The following is a 21807-nucleotide window of genomic DNA, read 5'->3' on the forward strand; positions in this document are numbered from 1 at the left end:
AACATGGACCTCACACTCGCCTGGGCCGCGATCATCGCGTTCGGCCTGTTCCTTTACGTCGTGCTCGACGGCTTCGACCTCGGCATCGGCATTCTCTTCCCGTTCTTTCCGGATCAGCACGATCGCGACGTGATGATGAACACCGTCGCGCCCGTCTGGGACGGCAACGAAACGTGGCTCGTGCTCGGCGGCGCGGGATTGTTCGCCGCGTTCCCGATGGTTTATTCGACCGTGCTGTCCGCGCTGTATCTGCCGCTCGTGCTGATGCTCGTGTGCCTGATTTTCCGCGGCGTGTCGTTTGAAATCCGCGCGAAGGCGCAGCGCACGAAGCATATGTGGGATCTGGCGTTCATCGGTGGATCGGCGGGCGCGACGTTCTTTCAGGGCGTGGCGCTCGGCGCGTTTCTCGACGGCATTCCGGTCGCCGACGGCCGTTTTTCCGGCGATGCCTTCGGCTGGTTCACGCCCTTCTCGATCTTCACGGGCGGCGCGCTGGTCGTCACTTATGCGCTGCTCGGCGCGTGCTGGCTGATCGCGAAAACGGAAGGCGATCTGCAGCGGCGGATGTATCGCGTCGTGTGGCCGCTGACCGTTCTGCAACTCGCGACGATCGCGGTCGTCAGCATCTGGACGCCGTTGCAAGACGCGGGCATCGCGTCGCGCTGGTTCGATTCGCCGTGGTTCTATCGCATGTTGCCGGTGCCCGTGCTCGTCGCGGTTTGCGCGTGGGCGATGCGCCGCTCGATCGCATCGCGTCACGAGAAACGGCCGTTTGCCGTCGCGCTCGGCTTCGTGTTTCTCGGCTACTCGGGTCTGGTGCTGAGCGTGTCGCCGCACGAGATTTTCCCCGGCGTTTCGATCTGGGATGCGGCCGCGCCCCGTTCGAGCCAGCTCTTCACGATCGTCGGCGCGGCGGTGATTCTGCCTGTGATCGTCGCTTACACGACGCTAGGCTATTGGGTCTTCAGAGGAAAGGTGCGTCATGGCGAACATCACTACCATTGAGCGCGCGCGCAAGGTGTTCTGGTTCGTCGCATTGTGGATAGCGGGCGTCGGCGGCGCGATGCTGCTCGCGCTGCCGTTCAAGTTGCTGATCAAGGCGGGCGCGGCGATTCATTGAGGCGCCGCTCGCGTTCAGAACACCGCCGCCGCAATCACCCCGCCAACGATCCCGAACACCACGACCGACGCGGCCACGAACGCGAGCACGCGCGGCGGAAACGACCGCGCGAGCATCGCGAGCGACGGCACGCTGACGGGCGGCAAGGTCATCAAGAGCGCGCCGGCCGGTCCCGTCGCCATGCCGAGCGAAAGCATCGCCTGAATGATGGGCACTTCGCCGGCGGTCGGAATCACGAAGAGCGTGCCCGCGACGGCAAACGCCGCGATCCACCACATGCCGTTGCCGATATCCGGACCGATGTGCGGAAAGAGCCAGGCGCGCGCCGCGCCAAGCAGCAGCACGAGCACGATGTATTCGGGCACGAGCCGCAACGTCATGCGTCCGAGAATTTTGATCCAGCGCGAAAACGCCGTGCCCGGCTCGTCCTCTTCGATCAGCTTGGCAAGCGCCTGACGCGACGACGCCGCCTGCGCCGGCGTCACCATCCGGTTGATCGCGTAGCCGAGGCCGAACACCATCAACACGCCGAGCACGAGCCGCAAACCGGTCCACTGCCAGCCGAGCACGAAGCCCATGAAAACCAGCGCCGCCGGATTGAGCACGGTATTGCCGAGCCAGAACGCGACGGCCGCGCCCGGCGCCGCTTCGCGCGCACGCAGCCCCGCGACGACGGGCGCGGCGCAACACGTGCACATCATGCCGGGCAAGGACATCAACCCGCCGTTCACGACGCTGCCGAAGTTGTGCTCGCCCAGCGCCCGCGCGACCCAGCGCGGCGGAATCAGCGCCTGCACCGCGGAGCCGAGCAGAAGGCCGAGCACCATCGCCTGCCAGATGGCCTTGCCGTAGGCGATCGCGTAGTCGAGCGCGGCTTGCCACGACGGCTCCGGCGCGCTCGCCGACGTGCCCATCAGAATGGATTTGCCGATCGAATGCTGGCTCGCCGCGACGAACGCGCGGTTGTAGTACGGAAACCATTTCACGTAGAACAGGCCCACGACGGCGATCAGCAGGAATACCAGCCAGCCGCGTGCGACGCGAGGTTGTGAAAACGTGGTCATATCTTTTTCTTTCGAGTGATGAGGTTGAATCAGAGCGCGGGCGTCGTCTCGGCGAGCCGGGCGAGCAAGGCTTTCGCCTGATCGACGCTGTCCGCGTCGTTCGGACGGAACAGCACGTGCGCCGCATGCGGCAGCTTCGTATAGAGCGCCTGGCTGCTGCGTCCATACGCCGGATCGTAATGACGGTCGATCAGTTCGGCGAAAAGCTCCGCGCGCGCGTTGTCATCGATCAGCCGATGCCAGTGCGCGACGCGCTCCCGGCTATGCAGCGCGACGAGCTTCGACAATTGCGCCTTGAAAAACGCGGGATCGTCGAAAAGATGCGCGTAATCCTGCAGCAAGAACGCGATGCGGTCCTCGCGCCGCGCCTCGACTTCCACGCACGACGCCGCGTGCAGATTGTCGAGGATGGCGTCGGGCATCGTGATCGATCCGATGCGCCGCCCTTCCGCTTCGACAAAAACCGGTTTCGCCGGATCGAAGCCCGAAAGCGTCTTCAGGAGCGCCGAATCGAACGCTTTTTGCGTCGGCTGCGGGCGTCCCGGCAGCGCGCCGAGCAAGGAACCGCGATGCGCGGCGAGTCCTTCGAGATCGAGCGTCTGCGCGCCGGCCGCGTCGAGCGCCTTCAGCAGCCGCGTCTTGCCGCTGCCCGTATGGCCGATCAGCGCGACATAGCGAAAACGTCCGGGCAGCGTGCCGAGCCGCTCGATCACGTCGCGCCGATAGCTCTTGTAGCCGCCGTCGAGTTGCCGGGCCTGCCAGCCGATCATGTTGAGCCACGTCGTCATCGAGCCGGAGCGCTTGCCGCCGCGCCAGCAATAGACGAGCGGACGCCAGTTGCGCGGCTTGTCGGCGAAGATCGTGTCGAGATGCATCGCGATATTGCGCGCGACCATCGCCGCGCCGACGCGCGTCGCCTCGAACGGCGAGACCTGCTTGTACATCGTCCCGACGATCACGCGCTCTTCGTTGCTGAGCACGGGCGCGTTGATCGCGCCGGGAATGTGATCCTCGGCGAATTCGAGCGGTGTGCGGACGTCGACGATTTCATCGAACTCGCTCAGGCGATCGATGGGAACGAGCAGGTTTTTCACGGGCTTGCGGGCGGGTTTTGGCTGAATCGAGCGAAAAATTATCGCATGCGGGCGGATTTCGGCCCGGACGCGCTTTTTTTGACCGACGCGCGATGCCCGCGAAAGCGGCTAAAGTGCATGAATCGATGCTTCCGAGAGGAAAGCGATGAGCTTTCACGAGACGATTGGCGCGCGCCGCTACCGCTTCGACGATCTGATGACGCTGCTCGCGCGCGCCAGCCCGCGGCGCTCCGGCGACGAACTCGCGGGCATCGCGGCCGCCACCGAGGAAGAACGCGTGGCCGCGAAAATCGCGCTCGCGCAGGTGCCGCTCGCCGCGTTTCTCGACGAGCCGCTCATTCCCTACGAGGACGACGAAGTCACGCGCCTCATCGTCGATACGCATTCGCGCGAAGCGTTCGCGCCGATCGCGCACCTGACGGTCGGCGAATTCCGCGAGTGGCTGCTCGCCGATACCACCGACACCGCCGCGCTCGAACGCATCACGATGGGCGTGACGCCGGAGATGGCCGCCGCCGTTTCCAAGCTGATGCGCAATCAGGATCTGATCCTCGCTGCCAGAAAACGCCCGGTCGTCACGCGCTTTCGCACGACGATCGGCCTGCCGGGGCATCTCTCGGTGCGCCTGCAGCCGAATCATCCGACCGACGATCCGAAGGGCATCGCCGCATCGATGCTCGACGGCCTGTTGTACGGCTGCGGCGATGCCGTCATCGGCGTGAATCCCGCATCGGATTCGCCCGCCGCCATCGGCAAGCTGCTCGCGATGATGGACGATTTCCGCCAGCGCTACGACGTGCCGATGCAGTCGTGCATCCTCACGCACGTCACCAACACGCTCGCCGCCATCGAGCAAGGCGCGCCCGTCGATCTCGTGTTCCAGTCCGTCGCGGGCACGGAGCGCGCGAACGCGAGCTTCGGCGTGTCGCTCGCGTTGCTGGAGGAAGCGCGCGACGCGGCGCTCTCGCTCAAACGCGGGACCGTCGGCGATAACGTCATGTACTTCGAGACGGGGCAAGGCAGCGCGCTGTCGGCGAACGCGCATCACGGCGTCGATCAGCAGACCTGCGAAGCGCGCGCGTACGCGGTCGCGCGCCGCTTCCAACCGCTTCTGACGAACACGGTGGTCGGCTTCATCGGCCCGGAATATCTCTATGACGGACGGCAGATCATCCGCGCGGGACTCGAAGACCACTTCTGCGGCAAGCTGCTCGGCGTGCCGATGGGCTGCGACATCTGCTATACGAATCACGCCGAAGCCGATCAGGACGACATGGACACGCTCCTCACGCTGCTCGGCGTGGCGAACGTCAACTTCATCATGGGCGTGCCGGGCGCGGACGACGTGATGCTCAATTATCAAAGCACGTCGTTCCATGACGCGCTCTATATCCGCCGCGCGCTGAACCTGAAACGCGCGCCGGAATTCGAAGCGTGGCTCGCGAAGATGCGCGTCACCGATGGCCGCGGCAATCTGCTCGCCGCGCCCACGCAACCTTTGCTCGACTGGATCGACTCATGACGAACGCCGATGCCTGGGACGCGCTGCGGCGCTTCACCAACGCGCGCATCGCGCTCGGCCGCGCGGGCAGCAGCCTGCCGACCGCGCCCTTGCTCGCATTCGAACTCGCGCATGCGCAGGCGCGCGACGCGGTGCATCAGCCGCTCGATACGGCCGCGTTGCGCGAAGCCGTTCGCGCCGCCGGCTTCGATACGCTCGATGCGCAAAGCGCCGCGCCGGATCGCGATCGCTATCTGCGTCGGCCGGATCTGGGCCGCGTGCTGAACGATGAAAGCGCGCAACGGCTTGCAGCGCACGCATCCGAAAGCGATATCGTTTTCGTCGCCGCCGATGGCTTGTCGGCCTTCGCCGCGCAACGTCACGTCGCGCCCTTGCTCGCGACATTGCGTGCGCGGCTCGACGGCTGGAACGTCGGTCCCGTCGTGGTCGCGACGCAGGCGCGCGTCGCCCTCGGCGATCGCATCGGTGAGCTTTTGCGGGCGCAGATCGTCGTCGTAATGATCGGCGAACGGCCGGGGCTCAGTTCGCCCGACAGCCTCGGTCTTTACGTGACCTACGCGCCGCGCGCCGGACGCAACGACGCCGAGCGCAACTGCATATCGAATGTGCGGCCCGAAGGACTCGACTACGAAATCGCCGCATTCAAGCTGATGTGGCTGCTGAACGAAGCGCGCCGCCTGAAGCTCACCGGCGTCGGGCTGAAGGATCACAGCGGCGCGTTGCCCGCGTCCGACGCGAAATTGCCAGCCGATTAAACGCGCAACTTCCGATACAGCGTCGTGCGCGATATGCCGAGCGCGCGCGCCGTCGCGGATACATTGCCGCCGTGCGCCTTGAGCGCGGCGCTCACCGCGCTCGCTTCGATGTCGACAAGACGCGCGCCGTTCGCGGGCGGCGTTGCGTTATCGAATTTGGGCTGTTCGCCGAGTTCATCGACGAAATCGTGCGGAAGATGTTCGATGCGGATATGCGTGTCGTGATCGTCGAGCATCGCGGACGCCGTGCGCAAGACGTTGCTCAACTGCCGTATGTTGCCCGGCCACGGATGACGCGCGAAGAGCGCGAGCACGTCGTCGTCCACGTGCACGACGCGCCCGGCGAAACGCTCGTGCCGCAGAATCTTGTCGACGACCGCGCGCAGGTCGGAGCGCGCGGCAAGCGGCGGCAGCGTCACCGAAAGACCGTTGATCCGGTAATACAAATCTTCGCGGAATTCGCCCTGCGCGACGCGCTCGCGCAGCTTGCGATTGCTCGCGCAGACGAGCATGAAATCGACCGGCACCGCGCGCGCGGCGCCGAGCGGCTCGACGACGCGTTCCTGCAGCACGCGCAGCAGACGGCTTTGCATCGCGAGCGGCATGTCGCCGATTTCATCGAGAAAGAGCGTGCCGCCGTTCGCCTGCACGATCTTGCCGATCGCGCCGCGCTTCGCCGCGCCCGTGAACGCGCCCTGCGCATAGCCGAAAAGCTCCGATTCGATCAGCGTCTCCGGCAGCGATGCGCAGTTCACCGCAACGAACGGCCCCGCGCGGCGCGGCGAATCGTCGTGGATCGCGCGCGCGAGCATTTCCTTGCCCGCGCCCGTTTCACCGCCGATCAGAATCGGTATGTTCTTGCCGATGACCTTGCGCACGCGCGCGACGATGTCGTTCATCTGCGCATCGCCGGTACAGAGATCGGCGAGGCTCGAACCGGCGCGCTCGCGTGTGGGAGTCGTGCTCGTCGTGCTCGGGACGCTCGACATGTTCCGCGCGTGAAAATCGACGCTCGCGAACACCGCGACGCCGCTAGGCAGTTCGAGCCGGCAAGGCGCATCGCCCGCGCGCGCGATGAGTTCATCGACGCGCTCGCCGAACAGCGCATCGAGCGTCTGCGAACGCAAAGCGCCGAGTTCGAGACCGAGCTGAAACTGCGCGCTGCGGTTCGCGCAGAGCAGGCGCCCGTCGAGATCGAATACGGCGATGCCTTCCATCAACGTGCCGATGAACTCCGGCCGGCTATGGAAACGGATGCGCAGGCCGTCGCTGAACCCGCTCGCGATCAGGCGGTTCTCGATCATCTGCGCGGACATTTTCACGAGCGCCATCGTGTGCTGGTGATAGCCGCGTCGGTCGCCGGTGACATCGAGCACGCCGGAGAGATTGCCGTGCGGATCGAGGATCGGCACGCTGGAACACGTCAGAAAGTGATTGGCGCGCAGGTAGTGCTGGTCGCCTTGCACGGTGACGGCCGTGCGCTCGGCGATCGTCGTGCCGATCGCGTTCGTGCCCTGATGCTCCTCGCTCCAGAGCGCGCCCGCGCGCAGCGCGACTTTTTCGGCGCGCGCGAGGAAGTCGTCGTCGCCGAGTGAATGCAGGATCAATCCGCTCGCGTCGGTGAGCGCGATCATGCTGTGCGTATTGGCGATCTGCGCGTACAGCGTTTCCATCACCGGCAGCGCGTGAGCGAAGAGCGCACGGCTTTCATCGAGCTTGACGGCGAGCTCCGTGCCCGACAGCACGGCGTAATCCGGGCGCATCGTCTCGCACAGCCCGAACGTGGCCGAGCGCTCGTGCGAATGACGGATGACGTCGCGTTGCGCCGGCTGCAAGGCCGCGCCGATGGCATGCTGCATCGCCTCCTCCTTTTCGATTCACGGTCGCGTGAATGTCTTCTCGGGGCAATGTAACACCGTCGCCGCACGCGGGTCGATGCGAGGAACCACGCGGTACGGCGCCCGGCGCTTTCCCTCGCTACAGCACGAGCGAGCCCGCCGAAATCGCGACGACGAGGAATATGACGAACAGAATCAGGAAGATGAAGAAGCAGATCTTCGCGATGCCCGCCGCACCCGACGATACGCGCGTAAAGCCGAAGAATCCGGCGACGACAGAAATGATCGCGAAAAGAATGGCGAGCTTGAGCATGGCAGGTCCGATTTTTGTGTTGTGTTCGGTGACTGCTTGCAAGACCTGTGCCTCGGTTCTTCGCGGGCGGTGCTTATCGAAGTCGGCGGCAAAATCAGACCGTTAGTTGCAATGAAAGCGCGATAAAAAAGCGGGCAGTTCGACTGCCCGCTTCGAAGAGATCACCGTATGCCGCGCGCCCGATTGTCGGCTGCGGCGACCGTCGCGGGTGCGGCGGCGGCCGTCGCCGGGACCGGCTGACGGGTGCCGAGCCAGTTCGAGATCCGCTGATGCACATGCGGCACGGCAAGCAGCGCGCCGATCGCGATGGCGTCGGCGGCGAGTCCGGCAGGCACGTTGATGAGGCCATCGGTCAACGTGAACAGGATCGAATCGACGACGAGCGAAATCACCGTTCCCGCCACGAATGACACCATGCCCGCGCGTCCCAATGCGCCGACCCACGGCAGGCGCGTCGCCACCGCCTTGACGACGCCGTAGCGCGCCAGATTCGCCGCGATCCACGCGATGGCGAGGAAATTCACGACGCGCGGACCAGCAAGGTCGCGCTTGAAGGCGCTGTCCAGCACCGGCGGCAGCACGAGCAGCTTGTAGTACGCCATGCCGGCGATCAGCGCCACGGCGCCCGCGCTCACGATCCAGCCGAAGCGGTTCGCGCTCACGCGTTGATAGATCGGCTGGCAGCGCGCCAGCACGCCGAGCACGAACATCAACTGCCAGGCGGCGGGATTGAAGTCCCACAGATTGTCGTCGACGGACGGCATGAATTCGCCGATCTGCGCCGCGAACGCCCACAACGCGAGGCTTAGACCGAGCAGCAGCCAAGGCTTGCTGCGCGCGAGCGGCAGCATGAGCGGCACGGCGAGTGCGAAGAGCGCGTACATCGGCAGGACGGCCGAGAGATAAGGCTGGCGCTCGAATGTGAGAATTTCCGCGATCGAGGAAACCGGCTGCGACATCAGCGTGTCCAGATCATGCAGCGCGAGATTCGGCGCGTGGCCAAAAAAGGGCCGCAGCAGGAACGATGCGACGAGCATCAGCGCCGCCGTGACGAGAAACGCGCGATAAAGCTCGAACGCGCGTTTCACGAAGCGCCTGCGCGCCGCGCTTTCGGAGCGGCGCTCCGCGAGCGACGCGTAGGCCGTCGCCGTGGCGAAGCCGCCGAGGAACACGAAGACTTCGGCGGCGTCATTGAGCGCGAAGGCATGCAGCGTGAAACGCGACACCATGCTGCCGCCGATATGATCGACGGCGATGATCAGCAGTACCAGTCCCCGGAAGAAGTCCAGCTCGACGAGACGTTTTGATTTTTGCTGCATGCGGCTTGCTCAGTGTCCTTGCGGCGACAGTTAAACACGGCCGCGAACACGCGGCGCGAAAGCATTGGAGTTTACCCGTATTTGCGGCAGTGCATCACGCGAACAGATGCAAATAAGCGTTTCAAATCCGATATTTGTCGGTTTGAACAACATCTCGCGTCGGGGATTGCCACCGGCTGGTTTCGATCAGGCGCAAGCTTTCAAGTTCATTTCATTTTTCCCGCCGAACAGGCTAATATCTCGCCCTCATCTCGAACGCTCCCGAACCATGGACTATCTCGTTGCCCTTCTCGCCGATCCCGCCGCCTGGGCCGCACTCGCGACGCTCGTCGTCATGGAAGTCGTGCTCGGCATCGACAACCTGATCTTCATTTCGATCCTGACCAACAAGCTGCCCGCGGCGCACCGCGAACGCACGCAGCGCATCGGCATCGCGCTCGCGCTCGTGATGCGGCTCGGCCTGCTCGGCACGGTCGCGCTGATCGTCCGCCTCACCACGCCGATCTTCGAAGCGTTCGGGCACGGCTTTTCCTGGCGCGACCTGATTCTCATCGCGGGCGGCGTGTTTCTCGTCTGGAAGGCGACGACGGAAATCCGCCACCACGTCACGCACGACGCCGACGAACACGCCGGCCCCGCGTCGGGCAAGAGCCTGACGCCGCTGTCGGCGATCGGCCAGATCCTGCTGCTCGATCTCGTGTTCTCCATCGACAGCATTGTGACGGCGGTCGGCATGACCGAGCACATTCCGATCATGTTCGTCGCGGTGATCGCCGCCGTCACCGTGATGCTGTTCGCGGCCGGTCCGCTGTCGCGCTTCATCGAGCGCAATCCGACGATCGTCATGCTCGCGCTCGGCTTCCTGCTCGTGATCGGGATGACGCTGATCGCCGAAGGCTTCGGAACACACGTGCCGAAGGGCTACATCTATGCGGCGATGGCGTTCTCGGCGCTGGTGGAGGGCCTGAACATGCTCGCGCGGCGCGCCAAGGGACGCGTTCGCGAGTAACGCGCGGGCGGACGTTCGCTAAAGTTTCGGCGCCATCCGGCCGATATCGGACGGATGAGCACCCAACCCGCTTCCATCGAACGCGCGCCCGGTCGGCGCTGGCTCAACGGCTCGCGCGTGAGCGCTTATTGCGCGACGATCCTCGTCGTGCTCCAGTGTTACGGGCTCGTTCTCGCCGTGCGCAGTGCCGTGGCGGAGAAAGGTCATCCGGCCGGCTGGGACTTTCTGACGTTCTGGTCGGCTGCGCGCCTCGCGCTCGCGGGGCATCCGCTCGACGCCTATTCGGCGGACGCGATCAAGCACGTCGCGCAGCAACTGGGGCCGCACATCATCCTGCCGGGGCCGTGGTTCTATCCGCCGAACTTTCTGCTGCTGGTGCAGCCGTTCGGCTTCCTGTCGGCGCCGCTTGCCTACGCGCTGTTCGCTTCGATTTCGTCGGTCGTCTTCGTGCTGCTGGTCCGCCGCGCGCTGCCGATCCCCGACATGATCATGTGGATCGTCGCGTTTCCCGGCCTCTGGCTCAACGCGGCCCAGGGACAGAATGCCGCGCTCACCGCGAGTCTCGCGCTCGCCGCATTTCTCTCGATGCCAAAACGGCCGATGCTCGCGGGCGTCTTCATCGGCCTGCTTTCGATCAAGCCGCATCTGGCCATCCTGTTTCCGCTCGCGCTGGCGTGCGCGGGCATGTGGACGACCTTCATCGCCGCCGCGCTGACGACGATCCTGTTCACCACGGTTTCGGTCGCCGTCTTCGGCCTCGACATCCTGCCGGTCTTTCTCCACGGACTGCACGATGCCAACGGTTTCACCGCGAGCGGCAGTCTTCCTTGGTTCCAGATGGCGAGCCTCTTCGCGAGCCTGCGCATGGCGCACGTCGCGACCGGTCCCGCCTATGTCGCGCAGGCGTGTCAGGCGACCGTGGCGATCTGCGCCGTCGCGTGGGTATGGCGCAATGCGAAAGGACTGGAAGTTCGCGCGACGGCGCTCGTCGCCGCGACGTTCATGATCAGCCCCTACATCTATAACTACGACGGCGTGTGGCTCGGCATCCCGCTGGCACTCATCGCCGCGCGCGCGCTGCGCGACGGATGGCTGCGCGGCGAGCCCGCGATCCTGTTTTTCGCGTGGATCTATCCGCAGTTGGGAAATCAGTTGGCCAAGGACTGCGGCGTAGGTGTAGGACCGCTGGTTTTCGCGTTGCTGATTTTCGTGGCGGTGCGGCGCGCGCGTCTCGAAGCCGCGGGCGCCGATCCGTCGCGTTAGAGCGCGTCAGAAAGGCAGTTCGCGCTGCGGATTGTCGGGCGCGGGCTGGTTCGACGCCGCCGGCAGCGGTTGCGCGCGCAGCCAGCGTTCGATGGCATCGACGACATGTTGGCGCTCGGCGTCGTCGAGCGCTTTTCCCGCCGCGATGCCGTGCCATTTCGCGAGACACGAGCGGCAGCACGTCGCCGTCGCGTGCTGCGCGATGAAGACAGGATGCCCGCGAAACGGTGTCTGCTTGCCGTCGTTCAGCGGCGCTTGCGGCGCAAGCCGCTTGCCGATCAGCTCATGCGCCTGCGCGACGACCGTGTCGACGCCCTTCTCCCTTAAAACTTTTCCCTCACGCACGCCGAGCGCGAAACGGCGTCGGAATGCCGATTTCGCGAGCGCATCGAAGACGGCGTCGAGGTCGCGCATCGCGTCATCGATCCTTCGCGTAGAGCGTGGACTCCGCGAAGCCGTCGGCGGCCAGCACGCGTCCGACGAGAATCATCGCCGTGCGTTCCATGCCCGCCTCGCGCACTTTCGGCGCGATGTTCGCGAGCGTCCCTTCGACGCGCGTCTCGTCCGGCCAGCTCGCGCGAAACACGACCGCGACGGGACAGTCCGCGCCGTAATGCGGCACGAGCTCCGCGACGATGCGCTCGATATGCCGCACGCCCAGATGAATCGCGAGCGTCGCGCGATGACGCGCGAGATCGGCGAGGCTCTCGCCTTCGGGCATCGACGTCTTCGTCGCGTAGCGCGTGAAGATCACGGTCTGCGAGATGCCGGGCAGCGTCAGTTCGCGCTTTAGCGCCGCCGCCGATGCCGCCGTCGCCGTGACACCCGGCACCACTTCGTAGGGAATCGCGAGCGCGTCGAGCCGGCGAATCTGCTCGCCGATCGCGCCGTACAGCGACGGATCGCCCGAATGCACGCGCGCCACGTCGTGCCCGTTCGCGTGCGCTTCCTGCAGGAGCGCGACGATCGCGTCGAGATCGAGCTCGGCCGTGTCGATGCATTTCAGCGCGCGATGGCCGTCGAGGGCTTGCGTCGGCACGAGCGAGCCGGCGTAGAGAATCACGGGACATGCGCGGATCAGCCGCTGCCCCTTTACTGTGATGAGTTCGGGATCGCCCGGTCCGGCGCCGATGAAATAAACGGTCATGGTCTGGTGAGCCAGTGTTGAAGCGCGTCGCGGGCGCTGGCGGCGTCGTCGAAAATACGGTCGGCGTCGGGAAGCGCGGGCCGCGTGAGCATGACGACGGCGATACCGCGTTCCCGCGCGACCGCGAGCTTCGCCTCGGTCGCCCGCCCGCCGCTGTTCTTGCTGACGACGACATCGATACGCGCCGCGTCGAACAAGGCGCGCTCGCCGGCGAGATCGAACGGACCGCGCGCATCGACAATGCTCGCGCGCGCGTTGCCCGGATGCGCGTCGAGACAGCGAATCGTCCAGTGCTGCGACGCGGGAATGTCGTGCAGATGCGCGAGCGCCTCGCGCCCGAGCGTGAAAAGCGGCCGATGAAACGGCGCGATGCATTCGACGATCTCGCGCCAGTCCGACGCCTCGCGCCAGTCGTCGCCCGCCTGCGGCTGCCATGCGGGACGGCGCACCGCCCAGAGCGGCACGTCGGCGAGCGCGCAGGCATCGAACGCGTGGCGGCTCATCTGCGCGGCATAGGGATGCGTCGCATCGACGACGAGCGTGATGTGCTCGTCGCGCAGATATCGCACGAGCCCGTCGATGCCGCCGAAACCGCCGACGCGCACCGTGCACGCCAGATCGCCCGGCACGCGCCCGAGGCCCGCGAGACTGTAGACGTGCGTCGCAGGAAGCGCACGCGCGATCGCGAGCGCATCGCCGGTGCCGCCGAGCAGCAGCACGCGCGTCATGCCGCGCTCCCGACGATATTGCCCTGCCGGTCGATCGCGAAGGTCTCGACTTCGATGCCCGGCGGCAGCGCGTCGAGCGCGACATCGCGCGCGCGTCGGCAGACGATATCGCCGAGCGCGATGCCTTCGGCGCGTGCGAGCTTGAGCGCTTCCTGACTCGTGTTGGCCGCGCGCATCGACGCCAGCAGTTCGGCGTTCGCGCCCGCATCGGCGGCCCAGACGGCGAGCAGCGGCAAGTCGATGCTCGAACTGCGGCTGTGCAGATCCATATGCCCCGCCGCGAGCTTGGACAGCTTGCCGAAGCCGCCGCACAGGCTCAGCTTGTCGACGCTCGCGCGGCGCAAATGCTTGAGCACCGCGCCCACGAAATCGCCCATTTCGATCAATGCGATGTCGGGCAGGCCGTAGCGCGCGCGCATCGCGTCCTCGCTCTGGTTGCCGGTGCACGCGGCGATATGCCGATACCCGTTCGCCCGCGCCACATCGATGCCCTGATGAATCGACGCGATGTACGCCGAGCACGAAAACGGTCTGACGATGCCGGTCGTGCCGAGTATCGACAATCCGCCGACGATGCCGAGGCGCGGATTCATCGTCTTCTGCGCGAGCGCTTCGCCGTTCTCCACGCCGATGGTCACGTCGAAACCGCCGCGATAGCCGACGCTTTTTGCGAGCGCGTCGAGATGCTCGGTCATCATCTTGCGCGGCATCGGATTGATCGCCGGTTCGCCGACGGCGAGCGCGAGGCCCGCGCGCGTCACCGTGCCGACGCCCGCGCCCGCATGAAAACGCACGCCCGGTTCCTCCGACAGTCGCACGCGCGCGAACACGAGCGCACCGTGCGTGACGTCGGGATCGTCGCCCGCATCCTTGATGACGCCGGCTTCGGCGGCGGCGCTTTCATCGGGTAAACGGCGGCAGAACGAAAGCATCATCGTCACGCGCTGGCCCTTCGGCAGGACGATCTCCGCGCGCTCGCTCGTCTCACCGAGCAGCAAGAGGCGCGCGGCCGCGAGACTCGTCGCGGTCGCGCAGCTTCCTGTCGTGTAGCCGCTGCGCAGCGGCGCGGCTTTCTCCGGCGTCTCTTCACGCATGACGCATCACGGTTTGCTCGCGTGCAGGACGGTGATCGGCAGCGCCTGACGCCACGTGTCGAAGCTGCCGAGCGGTTCCGCCTGCGCGACGCCGATGCGCGTCAGCTCGCCGCCGTGGCGCGCGCGCCATTCGACGAGCGCCGCCTCGCTTTGCAGCGTCACCGCATTGGCGACGAGCCGCCCCCCCTGACGCAGACGCGCCCAGCACGCATCGAGCAGGCCCGGCACCGTCAATCCACCGCCGATGAACACCGCGTCCGGCGCGGGAAGGCCGTCGAGCGCGGCGGGCGCTTCGCCTCTGACGAGTTGCAGCGCGGGCACGCCGAGCGCATCGCGGTTGTATTCGATGAGACGCTGACGGCTCTCGTTCGCTTCGATCGCGATCGCCCGACACGCGCCATGCGCGCGCATCCATTCGATGCCGATCGAGCCGCAGCCCGCGCCGACGTCCCACAGCAGTTCGCCGGGCTGCGGCGCGAGGCGCGCGAGCGTCACGGCGCGCACGTCGCGCTTCGTCAACTGGCCGTCGTGGCGGTAGGCGTCGTCGGCGAGACCGGGCGTGAGCGGCGGCCCGGCGTGGCCGGCGTGCGTCCGGCACTCGATCGCGATGAGATTGAGCGCGGCAACGACGGGCTCGCGCCAGTCGTCGGCACGCTCGTCGATGCGGCGTTCGTCGCTGCCGCCGAGATGCTCGAAGACGGTCATGCGGCTCGCGCCGAAACCATGCGCGGTCAGAAGCGTGGCGACGGCGGCGGGCGTCGTGCCGTCCGCGCTCAGCACGATGAGGCGCACGCCGCGATGCAGATTCGCGAGCAGCGACGCCGCCGGCCGCCCGACGAGCGATACGCAGACGGCGTCTTGGAGCGCCCAGCACAGGCGCGCCGCCGCGAGCGACAGCGACGACGGCGCGGGAATGACGCGCATTTCGCCGTTGGCGACTTCGCGCGCGAGCGTCGCGCCGACGCCGAAGCACATCGGATCGCCGCTCGCGAGCACGCAGATGCGCGTTTTGCCGTCGCCGCGTTCGGCGAGCACGGCATCGAGCGAAAAGGGTTTCGGCCACGGCATGCGGCGCGCGGCGATGCGATACGGCAGCAACGCGAGATGACGTTCGCCGCCGTGAATCGACTGGGCGTCGAGAAGCGCGCGACGCGCGGCGCGGGAAAGTCCGTGCCAGCCGTCTTCGCCGATGCCCACCACGGTCAGCCAGTTCGACATGCGCGGTCTCCTTGCTGCGATTCCGATCGCGTTCCCGGATACATGCCGGAAGCGCTCGGAGGGTCGATAAAAGCGGGCATAATACAGGTCCGTCGGCGCCCGGGGTCGTGAGACCGAGGGCTTAAAAGGGAACACAGCGAAACTGTGGCTGCCCCCGCAATTGTACGCAGCGAGTCCGCGCTCCACTGCCACTGGTTTTTACCGGGAAGGCCGGCGCGAATGTCGACCTGCCAGCCAAGAGACCTGCCGACCCAACGCATTCGCGCGACGCCGACCGGGCGGGGTGTACCGGTTCGCTCATCACGCGCGAAGCCCAACGGGTCACGCTTTTGAATTCTTTCGACCGCTCATCGCTCAACGCAACGCCGCGTGCTTCCGCATGCCCGGGCCTGATGCGCATCGTGCCCGCGCGCGATGGCGGCCTTGCGCGTCTGCGTCTCGCGGGCGGCGTGTTGAGCACGCGGGCGGCGCGGGCCGTCGCGCGCGCGGCTCGCGAGTGCGGCTCGGGCGTGATCGAAGTGACCAATCGCGCGAATCTGCAACTGCGCGGCATTCGCGACGATGCCCACGCCGCGCTCGTCGACATCGCCCTCGACGCGGGCCTCGGCCCGTCGACGGCGGGCGCAGACGACATCCGCAACGTAATGCTGAGCCCGCTCGCGGACGACGGCACGCGCGCGCTCGCCGCGCGGATCGTCGATGCGATGCAGGCCGATGCGTCGTTGCATGCGCTGTCGCCGAAATTCGCGCTCCAGCTCGACGCCGGCGAGCGCCTCGCGATGCTCGATCATCCGCACGATCTTTGGCTTTCCGCCATCGACGATGGCGCGCGCTTCGCATTCGGCCTCGCCGGAACGATGCGCGATCCGGCGCTCGGCGCGATCTCGCGCGACGATCTCGTGATGTTCGTCCTGAACGTGTTGCGCAGCTTTCTCGCGCTGGCGACGCCTGAAGAACATCGCATGCGCGATCTGCTTGCGCGTATCGGCGTTGCGCGCTTTCTCGACGCCTTGCGTTTCGACGCCGATATCGCGACATGGACACGCGCACCCGCCGATGCATCGCTGCGTCTCGGCGCGCACGAGGAGCCGCATCGCGCGACGTGGTACGCGGGTGCGCAAACGCCGCTGGGCCGTCTCGATGCGACGACGCTCGAAGCGCTCGCCAATCTCGCCGACGCACACGGCGCAAGCCGCCTGACGATGACGCCGTGGCAAAGCGTGCTGATTCCCGGCCTCGCGGCGCATTCAGCGCATGATGTGCTGCAAGGGCTGCACGCGCTCGGCCTCGCAACGGGCGCGCACGAACCGCTCGCGCGCCTCATCGCGTGCGCGGGTTCGGAAGGCTGCGCAAAGAGCCGTGCCGACACCAAAGCCGATGCTCACCGGCTCGCCGCGCTCCTGCCTTCGGATGACGGGACGCAGGTGCATCTGAGCGGCTGCGAGCGTTCGTGCGCGGCGGCGCATCCGGTTCCGGTCACGCTCTACGCAGTCGCGCCCGGACGATACGACTTACATCGCGACGCACGAGCCGTCGCGCGCAATCTGACCATCGAAGAGGCGGCCGAACGGCTCGCCCGGAGCCATGCCGATGCTTGACTACATCCGCGACGGCGCGGAGATTTATCGTCAGTCCTTTGCGACGATCCGCGCCGAAGCCGACCTCGCCGCCATTCCCGCCGATCTGGAGAAGCTCGCCGTGCGGCTGATCCATGCGTGCGGCATGGTGGATATCGTGAGCGATCTGCGCTTCTCGCCCGGCGCGGGCAGCATCGGAAGAAAGGCGCTTGCAGCAGGCGCGCCGATCCTGTGCGATGCGCGCATGGTCGCCGAGGGCATCACGCGCGCGCGCTTGCCCGCCGACAACCGCGTGATCTGCACCTTGAGCGATCCCTCGATTCCCGAGCGCGCCCGCGCGATGCGCAACACGCGCTCGGCCGCCGCGCTCGAACTATGGCGTGCGCAACTCGAAGGCGCGATCGTCGCGATAGGCAACGCGCCGACCGCGCTCTTCCATCTGCTCGACATGATCGATGCCGGCGCGCCGAAGCCCGCGCTCATTCTCGGCTTTCCGGTCGGTTTCATCGGCGCGGCGGAATCGAAAGCGATGCTCGCCGCCGATAGCCGCGGCGTGCCCTTCGTCGCGCTGCTCGGCCGGCGCGGAGGCAGCGCGATGGCAGCGGCCGCAGTGAACGCACTTGCTTCGGAGGCCGAATGATGCGTGGACGTCTCTTTGGATTAGGCGTCGGTCCGGGCGATCCGGAGCTGATCACCGTGAAGGCGCTGCGGCTTTTGAAGGCCGCGCCGGTGGTCGCGTATTTCGTCGCAAAGGGCAAGAAGGGTAATGCGTTCGGCATCATCGAATCGCATCTCGACGATACGCAGATGCGCCTGCCGCTCGTCTATCCGGTGACGACCGAAGCGCTCGAACCGCCGCTCTGCTACGAGACGATCATCAGCGCGTTCTACGACGAAGCCGCGCTCACGATATCCGGTCATCTCGAATCCGGACGCGATGTCGCCGTGATCTGCGAGGGCGATCCGTTTTTCTACGGCTCATACATGTATCTGCACGATCGTCTCGCAGCACGCTTCGATGCAGAGGTCGTGCCGGGCGTGTGCTCGATGCTCGGCGGCGTGGCCGTGCTCGGCGTGCCGCTCGTGTATCGCAATCAGAGTCTGTCGGTGCTGTCGGGCGTGCTGCCTGAAGACGATCTGAAGCGCCGTCTCGAAGCAGCCGATGCGGCCGTCATCATGAAGCTCGGCCGCAACTTCGAGAAAGTGCGGCGCGTGCTGGGCGAACTCGGCCTCGACGATCGCGCGTTGTATGTCGAGCGCGCGACGATGGCCAACCAGCGCATCGTGCCGCTCGATGAAGTCGATCCGATGGCATCGCCGTATTTCTCGCTGCTCGTCGTGCCGGGGAAAAAATGGCGCGCATGAAGGCTTCCATGCCGATGGCGATCGTCGTGCTCGGCGCGGGCGCGCTCGATACCGCGCGTCGCATTCAGGCGCGCTTTCCGCAATCGCGCGTGCATGGACTGGCGAGCCGCGTGAGCGCGGACATCGCGTATGACGACTTCGGCGCGCACGTGCGTGGTCTGTATGCGTCGGGCGCGGCGATCGTCGCGCTGTGTTCCGCGGGCATCGTGATTCGCGCGCTTGCATCCTGTCTCGGCGACAAAGGCAACGAACCGCCCGTGCTCGCCATCGCGCAGGATGGCAGCGCCATCGTGCCGCTGCTCGGCGGCATGAGCGGCGTGAATGTGCTTGCGCGCGAGATCGGCGACGCCTTGCAAGCCGCACCCGCGATCACGACGAGCGGCGAATTGCGCTTCGGGAAATGTCTGCTGGCGCCGCCCGAAGGTTATGCACTTGCGGATATCGAGCAAGGCAAGCGTTTCGTGTCCGACCTGCTGGCGGGCGCGACGACGCGCATCGAAGGCCACGCGCCCTGGCTCGACGATGCCGCGCTGCCTCGCAACGACGATGCGCGTCTTGCCGTTCGCATCACGCCGCTTGCCACGCGCGATGAAAACAGCCTCGTGATTCATCCGCGTTGCGTGCTTGCGTGGATCGAAGATATTTCACACGACGATGACGTCGCCGAACGCGTGCGAGCTGCCTTGAACGAACGTGGTCTCGCACCGCTTGCGCTCGCGGCGTTGACCGCGCCCGCTCGCTACATGGCTTCGCGTCCGCTCGAAGATGCGGCGCGTGCGCTCGATGTGCCGTTGCGCTTCTGCGATGCCCCGCCATTCGCTCCCAACGATGCGCGAGGCGTTGCGCTGCACGTCAGCGATACGCCGATCGATGCGGGATCGATCGGCCGTGCGCGCGGCACGCTGACGGTGATCGGCCTTGGTCCCGGCAAGGCGGAACTGATGACGCCCGCCGCAAGAAGCGCGCTTCACGACGCACAAGACGTGCTCGGTTACGAGACGTATGTGCGTATGGCGGGACCGTTTCGCGACGACCAGCGCGTGCATATCACCGACAATCGCGAGGAACTGCAGCGCGCGCGACACGCGTTCGAACTCGCGAGTGAAGGACGACGCGTGATCGTGGTGTCATCGGGCGATCCCGGCGTGTTCGCGATGGCCGCAGCGGTGCTCGAAGCACTCGACGAAGGACGCGCCACGCATCCCGAATGGAATGCGGTGAAGCTTCAGATCGTGCCGGGCGTGTCGGCCTCGCTCGCGACGGCCGCGCGCGCGGGTGCGCCGCTCGGCCATGACTTCTGCGTGTTGTCGTTGTCGGATAACTTGAAGCCGTGGAGCGTGATCGAGAAGCGCATCGCGCATGCAGGCGAAGCGGATCTCGTGATGGCCTTCTATAACCCGCTGTCGAAGGCGCGGCCGTGGCAGTTCGATCGTGCGATCGACGTCGTGAAGCGATATCGGGACTCGGACACGCCGGTCGTGCTGGGAAGAGATATCGGACGTCCGGCGGAGGCTTTGCGCGTCATTGAGCTCGGTGAACTGAAGAGCGAGCTCGTCGACATGAGGACGATGGTCATCGTCGGATCATCGATGACGCGTGTCGTCGGGGATTGGGTTTATACGCCGCGGTGGTATGACTGAGGATGCGTCGAGAGTCAATGCTTGCCCGCTTTTGAACGCGAACGTACCGTCCAGTCAGGGTGCGCTACCCGTCGTTTGACCAGCCGCTCCAATTCCTTGCTGTGGTACAGGTCGAGGCACTTGAGAAAATCGAAGCGAATGTCCGCTCCCTTCGCTTCGGCCTCGACAAGCGGATTATAGTAATCGCGCCGTAGATGCTTGCGCACTAGCGCCTCCACTTCCGCAGGACTTTTATCGAGGTCGTAATAAGTCCAGTCTCTCAGTGCGCTCGCGCTACTTCCGGCATCGACGGCTGCGTCGTTACTGCCTTTGTACGCTGTGGCGACGCATATGGCCAAGACCATGTCCTTGTAATTCTGGGCGTAGGTGCGCGATGGCGCTTCCGGCGAGTTTTCGTTGGGGGGAATGGTCTGTCCGCTTGCCGTAGCGCACGCCAGCGCGAGAATCACCAGGCTGGTCCATCGCTTCATGACAGGCTCCAAAAATGCGCCTGGTCGGTCCTGTATCGAACCCCAGGTTCGTTGAAGTAACAACTGTCGTAGCAAACGATACCGTTGTACAAGGTGGCATGACCTTGTGCGTCTCGCCATCCCGACGTTCCAAAGAGAATCACACCTTTTTTGCCTGCGAGCCTGCCGCCTCCCGAGGGCGGATATTCAATCGTTTCCGGCTTGCCCCAACGCTGTTTGAGAAATTCGATGAGGTCCACCACGCGAAAGAAGTAGCGTCGACGATCAGCGCCTGAAACCGTCTTCCCATCGATGGCTGGAACGGTCACGCCCGAGTGATTCAAGATATAGCTCATTCGAACCGCGCATGTATTCTTCCACCTCGCTTCCGCACCCACCTCGTTGATGTTGGCGGCTACCTTCCCACCAATCACCGTCGCGATCTTCCCCTCGGATTCGATGGATCGAAGATTTCCATGGATGCCGACCACGCGGCCGCAAAGCTTGGTCTGTACATTTGTTATCCTAATTATTCATAGCCAAACAACTCCGAAATATGCAGGCGATTATAAAGTCGATATGGCTCGCTGAATCGCTGCAAGCCTGATCGCGCAAAATTCGGACAATCACCGTGGCAGTCGGCAATATTCGAATCGATTGCTCAACAATCCGAGATTCTTATCAGCGCATCCGCAAGCACATATCTCGCGCTCCACTCGCGCGCGAGCGCCTCGCCGCGCCCGACCCGAATCGCGCCTTCCTCGAAATCGACGACGACGATCTCATCCGCTGCGTGAGGTGCTTGCGGTTGCTCGTTCGTTCGCCCGTCGGTGAGCACCCACAAGCAGCGCCGTTGCACTGGTCTGCGCCGAGCCGCTCTCTCAAGCACCGTTCCCGCGCTCGCCAGCCCAAGCGCGAGAGGCGTGCCGCCACCGCCGCCGATCGGCGCGACCCACCGCTCATTGAACCAGTGCGCCGCGCCCGGCTGACGACGCACTTTCGCGCGTGCACCGCCGAAACATATCAGCGCAATCTCCGCCCGCTCACGATAAGCGCGATCGAACAGCGCGACGAGCATGCCCTTCGCGCGCGCAAGGCGCTCGCCGGCGAGCATCGAGCCGGAGCAATCGAGCAGAAAACAATGCAGCACCGCACCGTCGCCCTGCGTGCGCCGGTATCGCAAATGCTCCGTAGCAAAGCGCGCGGAACGCTTTGCGCGCAATGTCGCCATCCAGTCGATCGACGCGCTGACTTCGCCCTCGCGCGTCGCGCTGCGGCCTTTCGCGAACGCT

At 65.7% G+C, this 21807-nt stretch carries 23 protein-coding genes and 1 riboswitch; of the genes, 10 read left to right on the top strand and 13 right to left on the bottom strand.

Annotation, left to right across the window (positions count from 1 at the left end):
- Nucleotides 1-3: 3 nt before the first annotated feature.
- Both cydB and QCE49_RS29895 read left to right on the top strand, forming a co-directional pair.
- Nucleotides 4-1005 carry a cytochrome d ubiquinol oxidase subunit II gene (gene cydB / locus QCE49_RS29890; protein ID WP_008353140.1) on the top strand — a complete coding sequence of 334 codons (1002 nt, stop codon included), beginning with the start codon at nucleotides 4-6 and terminating at the stop codon, nucleotides 1003-1005.
- On the top strand, nucleotides 983-1120 hold the full coding sequence (locus tag QCE49_RS29895) for a hypothetical protein (protein WP_250456820.1): 138 nt from the start codon (nucleotides 983-985) through the stop codon (nucleotides 1118-1120). Before cydB ends, QCE49_RS29895 begins: the two co-directional genes overlap by 23 nt.
- Before the next feature lie 14 nt (nucleotides 1121-1134).
- Here QCE49_RS29895 and QCE49_RS29900 read toward each other — a convergent pair whose 3' ends face one another.
- Nucleotides 1135-2184, bottom strand: coding sequence for a permease (locus QCE49_RS29900; RefSeq protein ID WP_008353139.1), 1050 nt, complete (start codon nucleotides 2182-2184; stop codon nucleotides 1135-1137).
- Between the two features lie 29 nt (nucleotides 2185-2213).
- The gene (gene mnmH / locus QCE49_RS29905) at nucleotides 2214-3278 is read right to left on the bottom strand and encodes a tRNA 2-selenouridine(34) synthase MnmH (RefSeq protein ID WP_008353138.1); all 1065 of its coding nucleotides are present in this window, start codon (nucleotides 3276-3278) and stop codon (nucleotides 2214-2216) included.
- A gap of 145 nt (nucleotides 3279-3423) precedes the next feature.
- Between mnmH and QCE49_RS29910 the strand changes: the two genes are divergently transcribed.
- Together QCE49_RS29910 and eutC are read left to right on the top strand one after the other, a co-directional pair.
- Entirely contained in the window at nucleotides 3424-4800 is a 1377-nt protein-coding gene (locus QCE49_RS29910) for an ethanolamine ammonia-lyase subunit EutB (protein ID WP_250456821.1), read from the top strand.
- Complete coding sequence (eutC, locus tag QCE49_RS29915; protein WP_250456822.1) at nucleotides 4797-5555, top strand: ethanolamine ammonia-lyase subunit EutC; 759 nt, start codon at nucleotides 4797-4799, stop codon at nucleotides 5553-5555. The genes QCE49_RS29910 and eutC overlap by 4 nt, the downstream gene beginning before the upstream one ends.
- Here the strand turns inward: eutC and QCE49_RS29920 are convergent.
- The 3 genes from QCE49_RS29920 to opgC all read right to left on the bottom strand — a co-directional run bounded on the left by QCE49_RS29920 (nucleotide 5552) and on the right by opgC (nucleotide 9025).
- Nucleotides 5552-7414 carry a sigma-54-dependent Fis family transcriptional regulator gene (locus QCE49_RS29920; protein ID WP_250456823.1) on the bottom strand — a complete coding sequence of 621 codons (1863 nt, stop codon included), beginning with the start codon at nucleotides 7412-7414 and terminating at the stop codon, nucleotides 5552-5554. The genes eutC and QCE49_RS29920 overlap by 4 nt on opposite strands.
- A gap of 118 nt (nucleotides 7415-7532) precedes the next feature.
- Nucleotides 7533-7706: a DUF1328 domain-containing protein gene (locus QCE49_RS29925; RefSeq protein WP_008353131.1), complete on the bottom strand. Its 174-nt coding sequence runs from the start codon at nucleotides 7704-7706 to the stop codon at nucleotides 7533-7535.
- Nucleotides 7707-7867: 161 nt separating this feature from the next.
- Nucleotides 7868-9025 carry an OpgC domain-containing protein gene (opgC, locus tag QCE49_RS29930; protein WP_250456824.1) on the bottom strand — a complete coding sequence of 386 codons (1158 nt, stop codon included), beginning with the start codon at nucleotides 9023-9025 and terminating at the stop codon, nucleotides 7868-7870.
- A gap of 268 nt (nucleotides 9026-9293) precedes the next feature.
- On the opposite strand from opgC, the gene QCE49_RS29935 reads away from it, so the two are divergent.
- Nucleotides 9294-10034, top strand: a complete 741-nt coding sequence (locus tag QCE49_RS29935) for a TerC family protein (protein ID WP_008353127.1) — start codon at nucleotides 9294-9296, stop codon at nucleotides 10032-10034.
- A 54-nt stretch (nucleotides 10035-10088) separates the two neighbouring features.
- On the top strand, nucleotides 10089-11297 hold the full coding sequence (locus QCE49_RS29940; protein WP_250456825.1) for a glycosyltransferase family 87 protein: 1209 nt from the start codon (nucleotides 10089-10091) through the stop codon (nucleotides 11295-11297).
- Nucleotides 11298-11303: 6 nt separating this feature from the next.
- Here the strand turns inward: QCE49_RS29940 and QCE49_RS29945 are convergent, their stop codons facing one another.
- From QCE49_RS29945 to cbiE, 5 genes are read right to left on the bottom strand one after another with little or no spacing between them, the layout of a single operon-like run.
- Nucleotides 11304-11711 carry a DUF4186 domain-containing protein gene (locus QCE49_RS29945; protein WP_008353123.1) on the bottom strand — a complete coding sequence of 136 codons (408 nt, stop codon included), beginning with the start codon at nucleotides 11709-11711 and terminating at the stop codon, nucleotides 11304-11306.
- A gap of 4 nt (nucleotides 11712-11715) precedes the next feature.
- Nucleotides 11716-12444 (bottom strand): precorrin-4 C(11)-methyltransferase, encoded by a 729-nt coding sequence (gene cobM, locus QCE49_RS29950; protein ID WP_250456826.1) that lies wholly within the window; start codon nucleotides 12442-12444, stop codon nucleotides 11716-11718.
- On the bottom strand, nucleotides 12441-13172 hold the full coding sequence (locus tag QCE49_RS29955; RefSeq protein ID WP_175979432.1) for a cobalt-precorrin-6A reductase: 732 nt from the start codon (nucleotides 13170-13172) through the stop codon (nucleotides 12441-12443). Before QCE49_RS29955 ends, cobM begins: the two co-directional genes overlap by 4 nt.
- Nucleotides 13169-14266 (bottom strand): cobalt-precorrin-5B (C(1))-methyltransferase, encoded by a 1098-nt coding sequence (locus QCE49_RS29960; protein ID WP_175979433.1) that lies wholly within the window; start codon nucleotides 14264-14266, stop codon nucleotides 13169-13171. The genes QCE49_RS29955 and QCE49_RS29960 overlap by 4 nt, the downstream gene beginning before the upstream one ends.
- Before the next feature lie 6 nt (nucleotides 14267-14272).
- Complete coding sequence (cbiE, locus tag QCE49_RS29965) at nucleotides 14273-15484, bottom strand: precorrin-6y C5,15-methyltransferase (decarboxylating) subunit CbiE (RefSeq protein WP_250481941.1); 1212 nt, start codon at nucleotides 15482-15484, stop codon at nucleotides 14273-14275.
- A 76-nt stretch (nucleotides 15485-15560) separates the two neighbouring features.
- A riboswitch (cobalamin riboswitch) is annotated at nucleotides 15561-15750 on the top strand.
- A 63-nt stretch (nucleotides 15751-15813) separates the two neighbouring features.
- Between cbiE and cobG the strand changes: the two genes are divergently transcribed.
- Genes cobG through cobJ form a run of 4 tightly spaced genes read left to right on the top strand, consistent with a single transcriptional unit; the run spans nucleotide 15814 to nucleotide 20066 of the window.
- On the top strand, nucleotides 15814-17082 hold the full coding sequence (cobG, locus tag QCE49_RS29970) for a precorrin-3B synthase (protein ID WP_250456828.1): 1269 nt from the start codon (nucleotides 15814-15816) through the stop codon (nucleotides 17080-17082).
- Complete coding sequence (locus QCE49_RS29975) at nucleotides 17075-17701, top strand: precorrin-8X methylmutase (RefSeq protein ID WP_008353117.1); 627 nt, start codon at nucleotides 17075-17077, stop codon at nucleotides 17699-17701. Before cobG ends, QCE49_RS29975 begins: the two co-directional genes overlap by 8 nt.
- Entirely contained in the window at nucleotides 17698-18426 is a 729-nt protein-coding gene (locus tag QCE49_RS29980) for a precorrin-2 C(20)-methyltransferase (RefSeq protein ID WP_250456829.1), read from the top strand. The genes QCE49_RS29975 and QCE49_RS29980 overlap by 4 nt, the downstream gene beginning before the upstream one ends.
- A complete protein-coding gene (gene cobJ, locus QCE49_RS29985; RefSeq protein ID WP_250456830.1) occupies nucleotides 18414-20066 on the top strand; it encodes a precorrin-3B C(17)-methyltransferase in 1653 nt (550 codons plus the stop codon). Before QCE49_RS29980 ends, cobJ begins: the two co-directional genes overlap by 13 nt.
- A gap of 14 nt (nucleotides 20067-20080) precedes the next feature.
- On the opposite strand, the gene QCE49_RS29990 is transcribed toward cobJ, so the two are convergent.
- The 3 genes from QCE49_RS29990 to QCE49_RS30000 form a co-directional block, all read right to left on the bottom strand.
- Entirely contained in the window at nucleotides 20081-20536 is a 456-nt protein-coding gene (locus tag QCE49_RS29990; RefSeq protein WP_250456831.1) for a type VI secretion system amidase immunity protein Tai4, read from the bottom strand.
- Nucleotides 20533-21006, bottom strand: a complete 474-nt coding sequence (locus QCE49_RS29995) for a type VI secretion system amidase effector protein Tae4 (protein ID WP_250456832.1) — start codon at nucleotides 21004-21006, stop codon at nucleotides 20533-20535. Before QCE49_RS29995 ends, QCE49_RS29990 begins: the two co-directional genes overlap by 4 nt.
- Before the next feature lie 170 nt (nucleotides 21007-21176).
- The gene (locus tag QCE49_RS30000; protein WP_250456833.1) at nucleotides 21177-21746 is read right to left on the bottom strand and encodes a VWA domain-containing protein; all 570 of its coding nucleotides are present in this window, start codon (nucleotides 21744-21746) and stop codon (nucleotides 21177-21179) included.
- Nucleotides 21747-21807 lie beyond the last annotated feature (61 nt).

The sequence above is a fragment of the Caballeronia sp. LZ008 genome, assembly GCF_031451435.1.
Taxonomy (GTDB): domain Bacteria; phylum Pseudomonadota; class Gammaproteobacteria; order Burkholderiales; family Burkholderiaceae; genus Caballeronia; species Caballeronia zhejiangensis.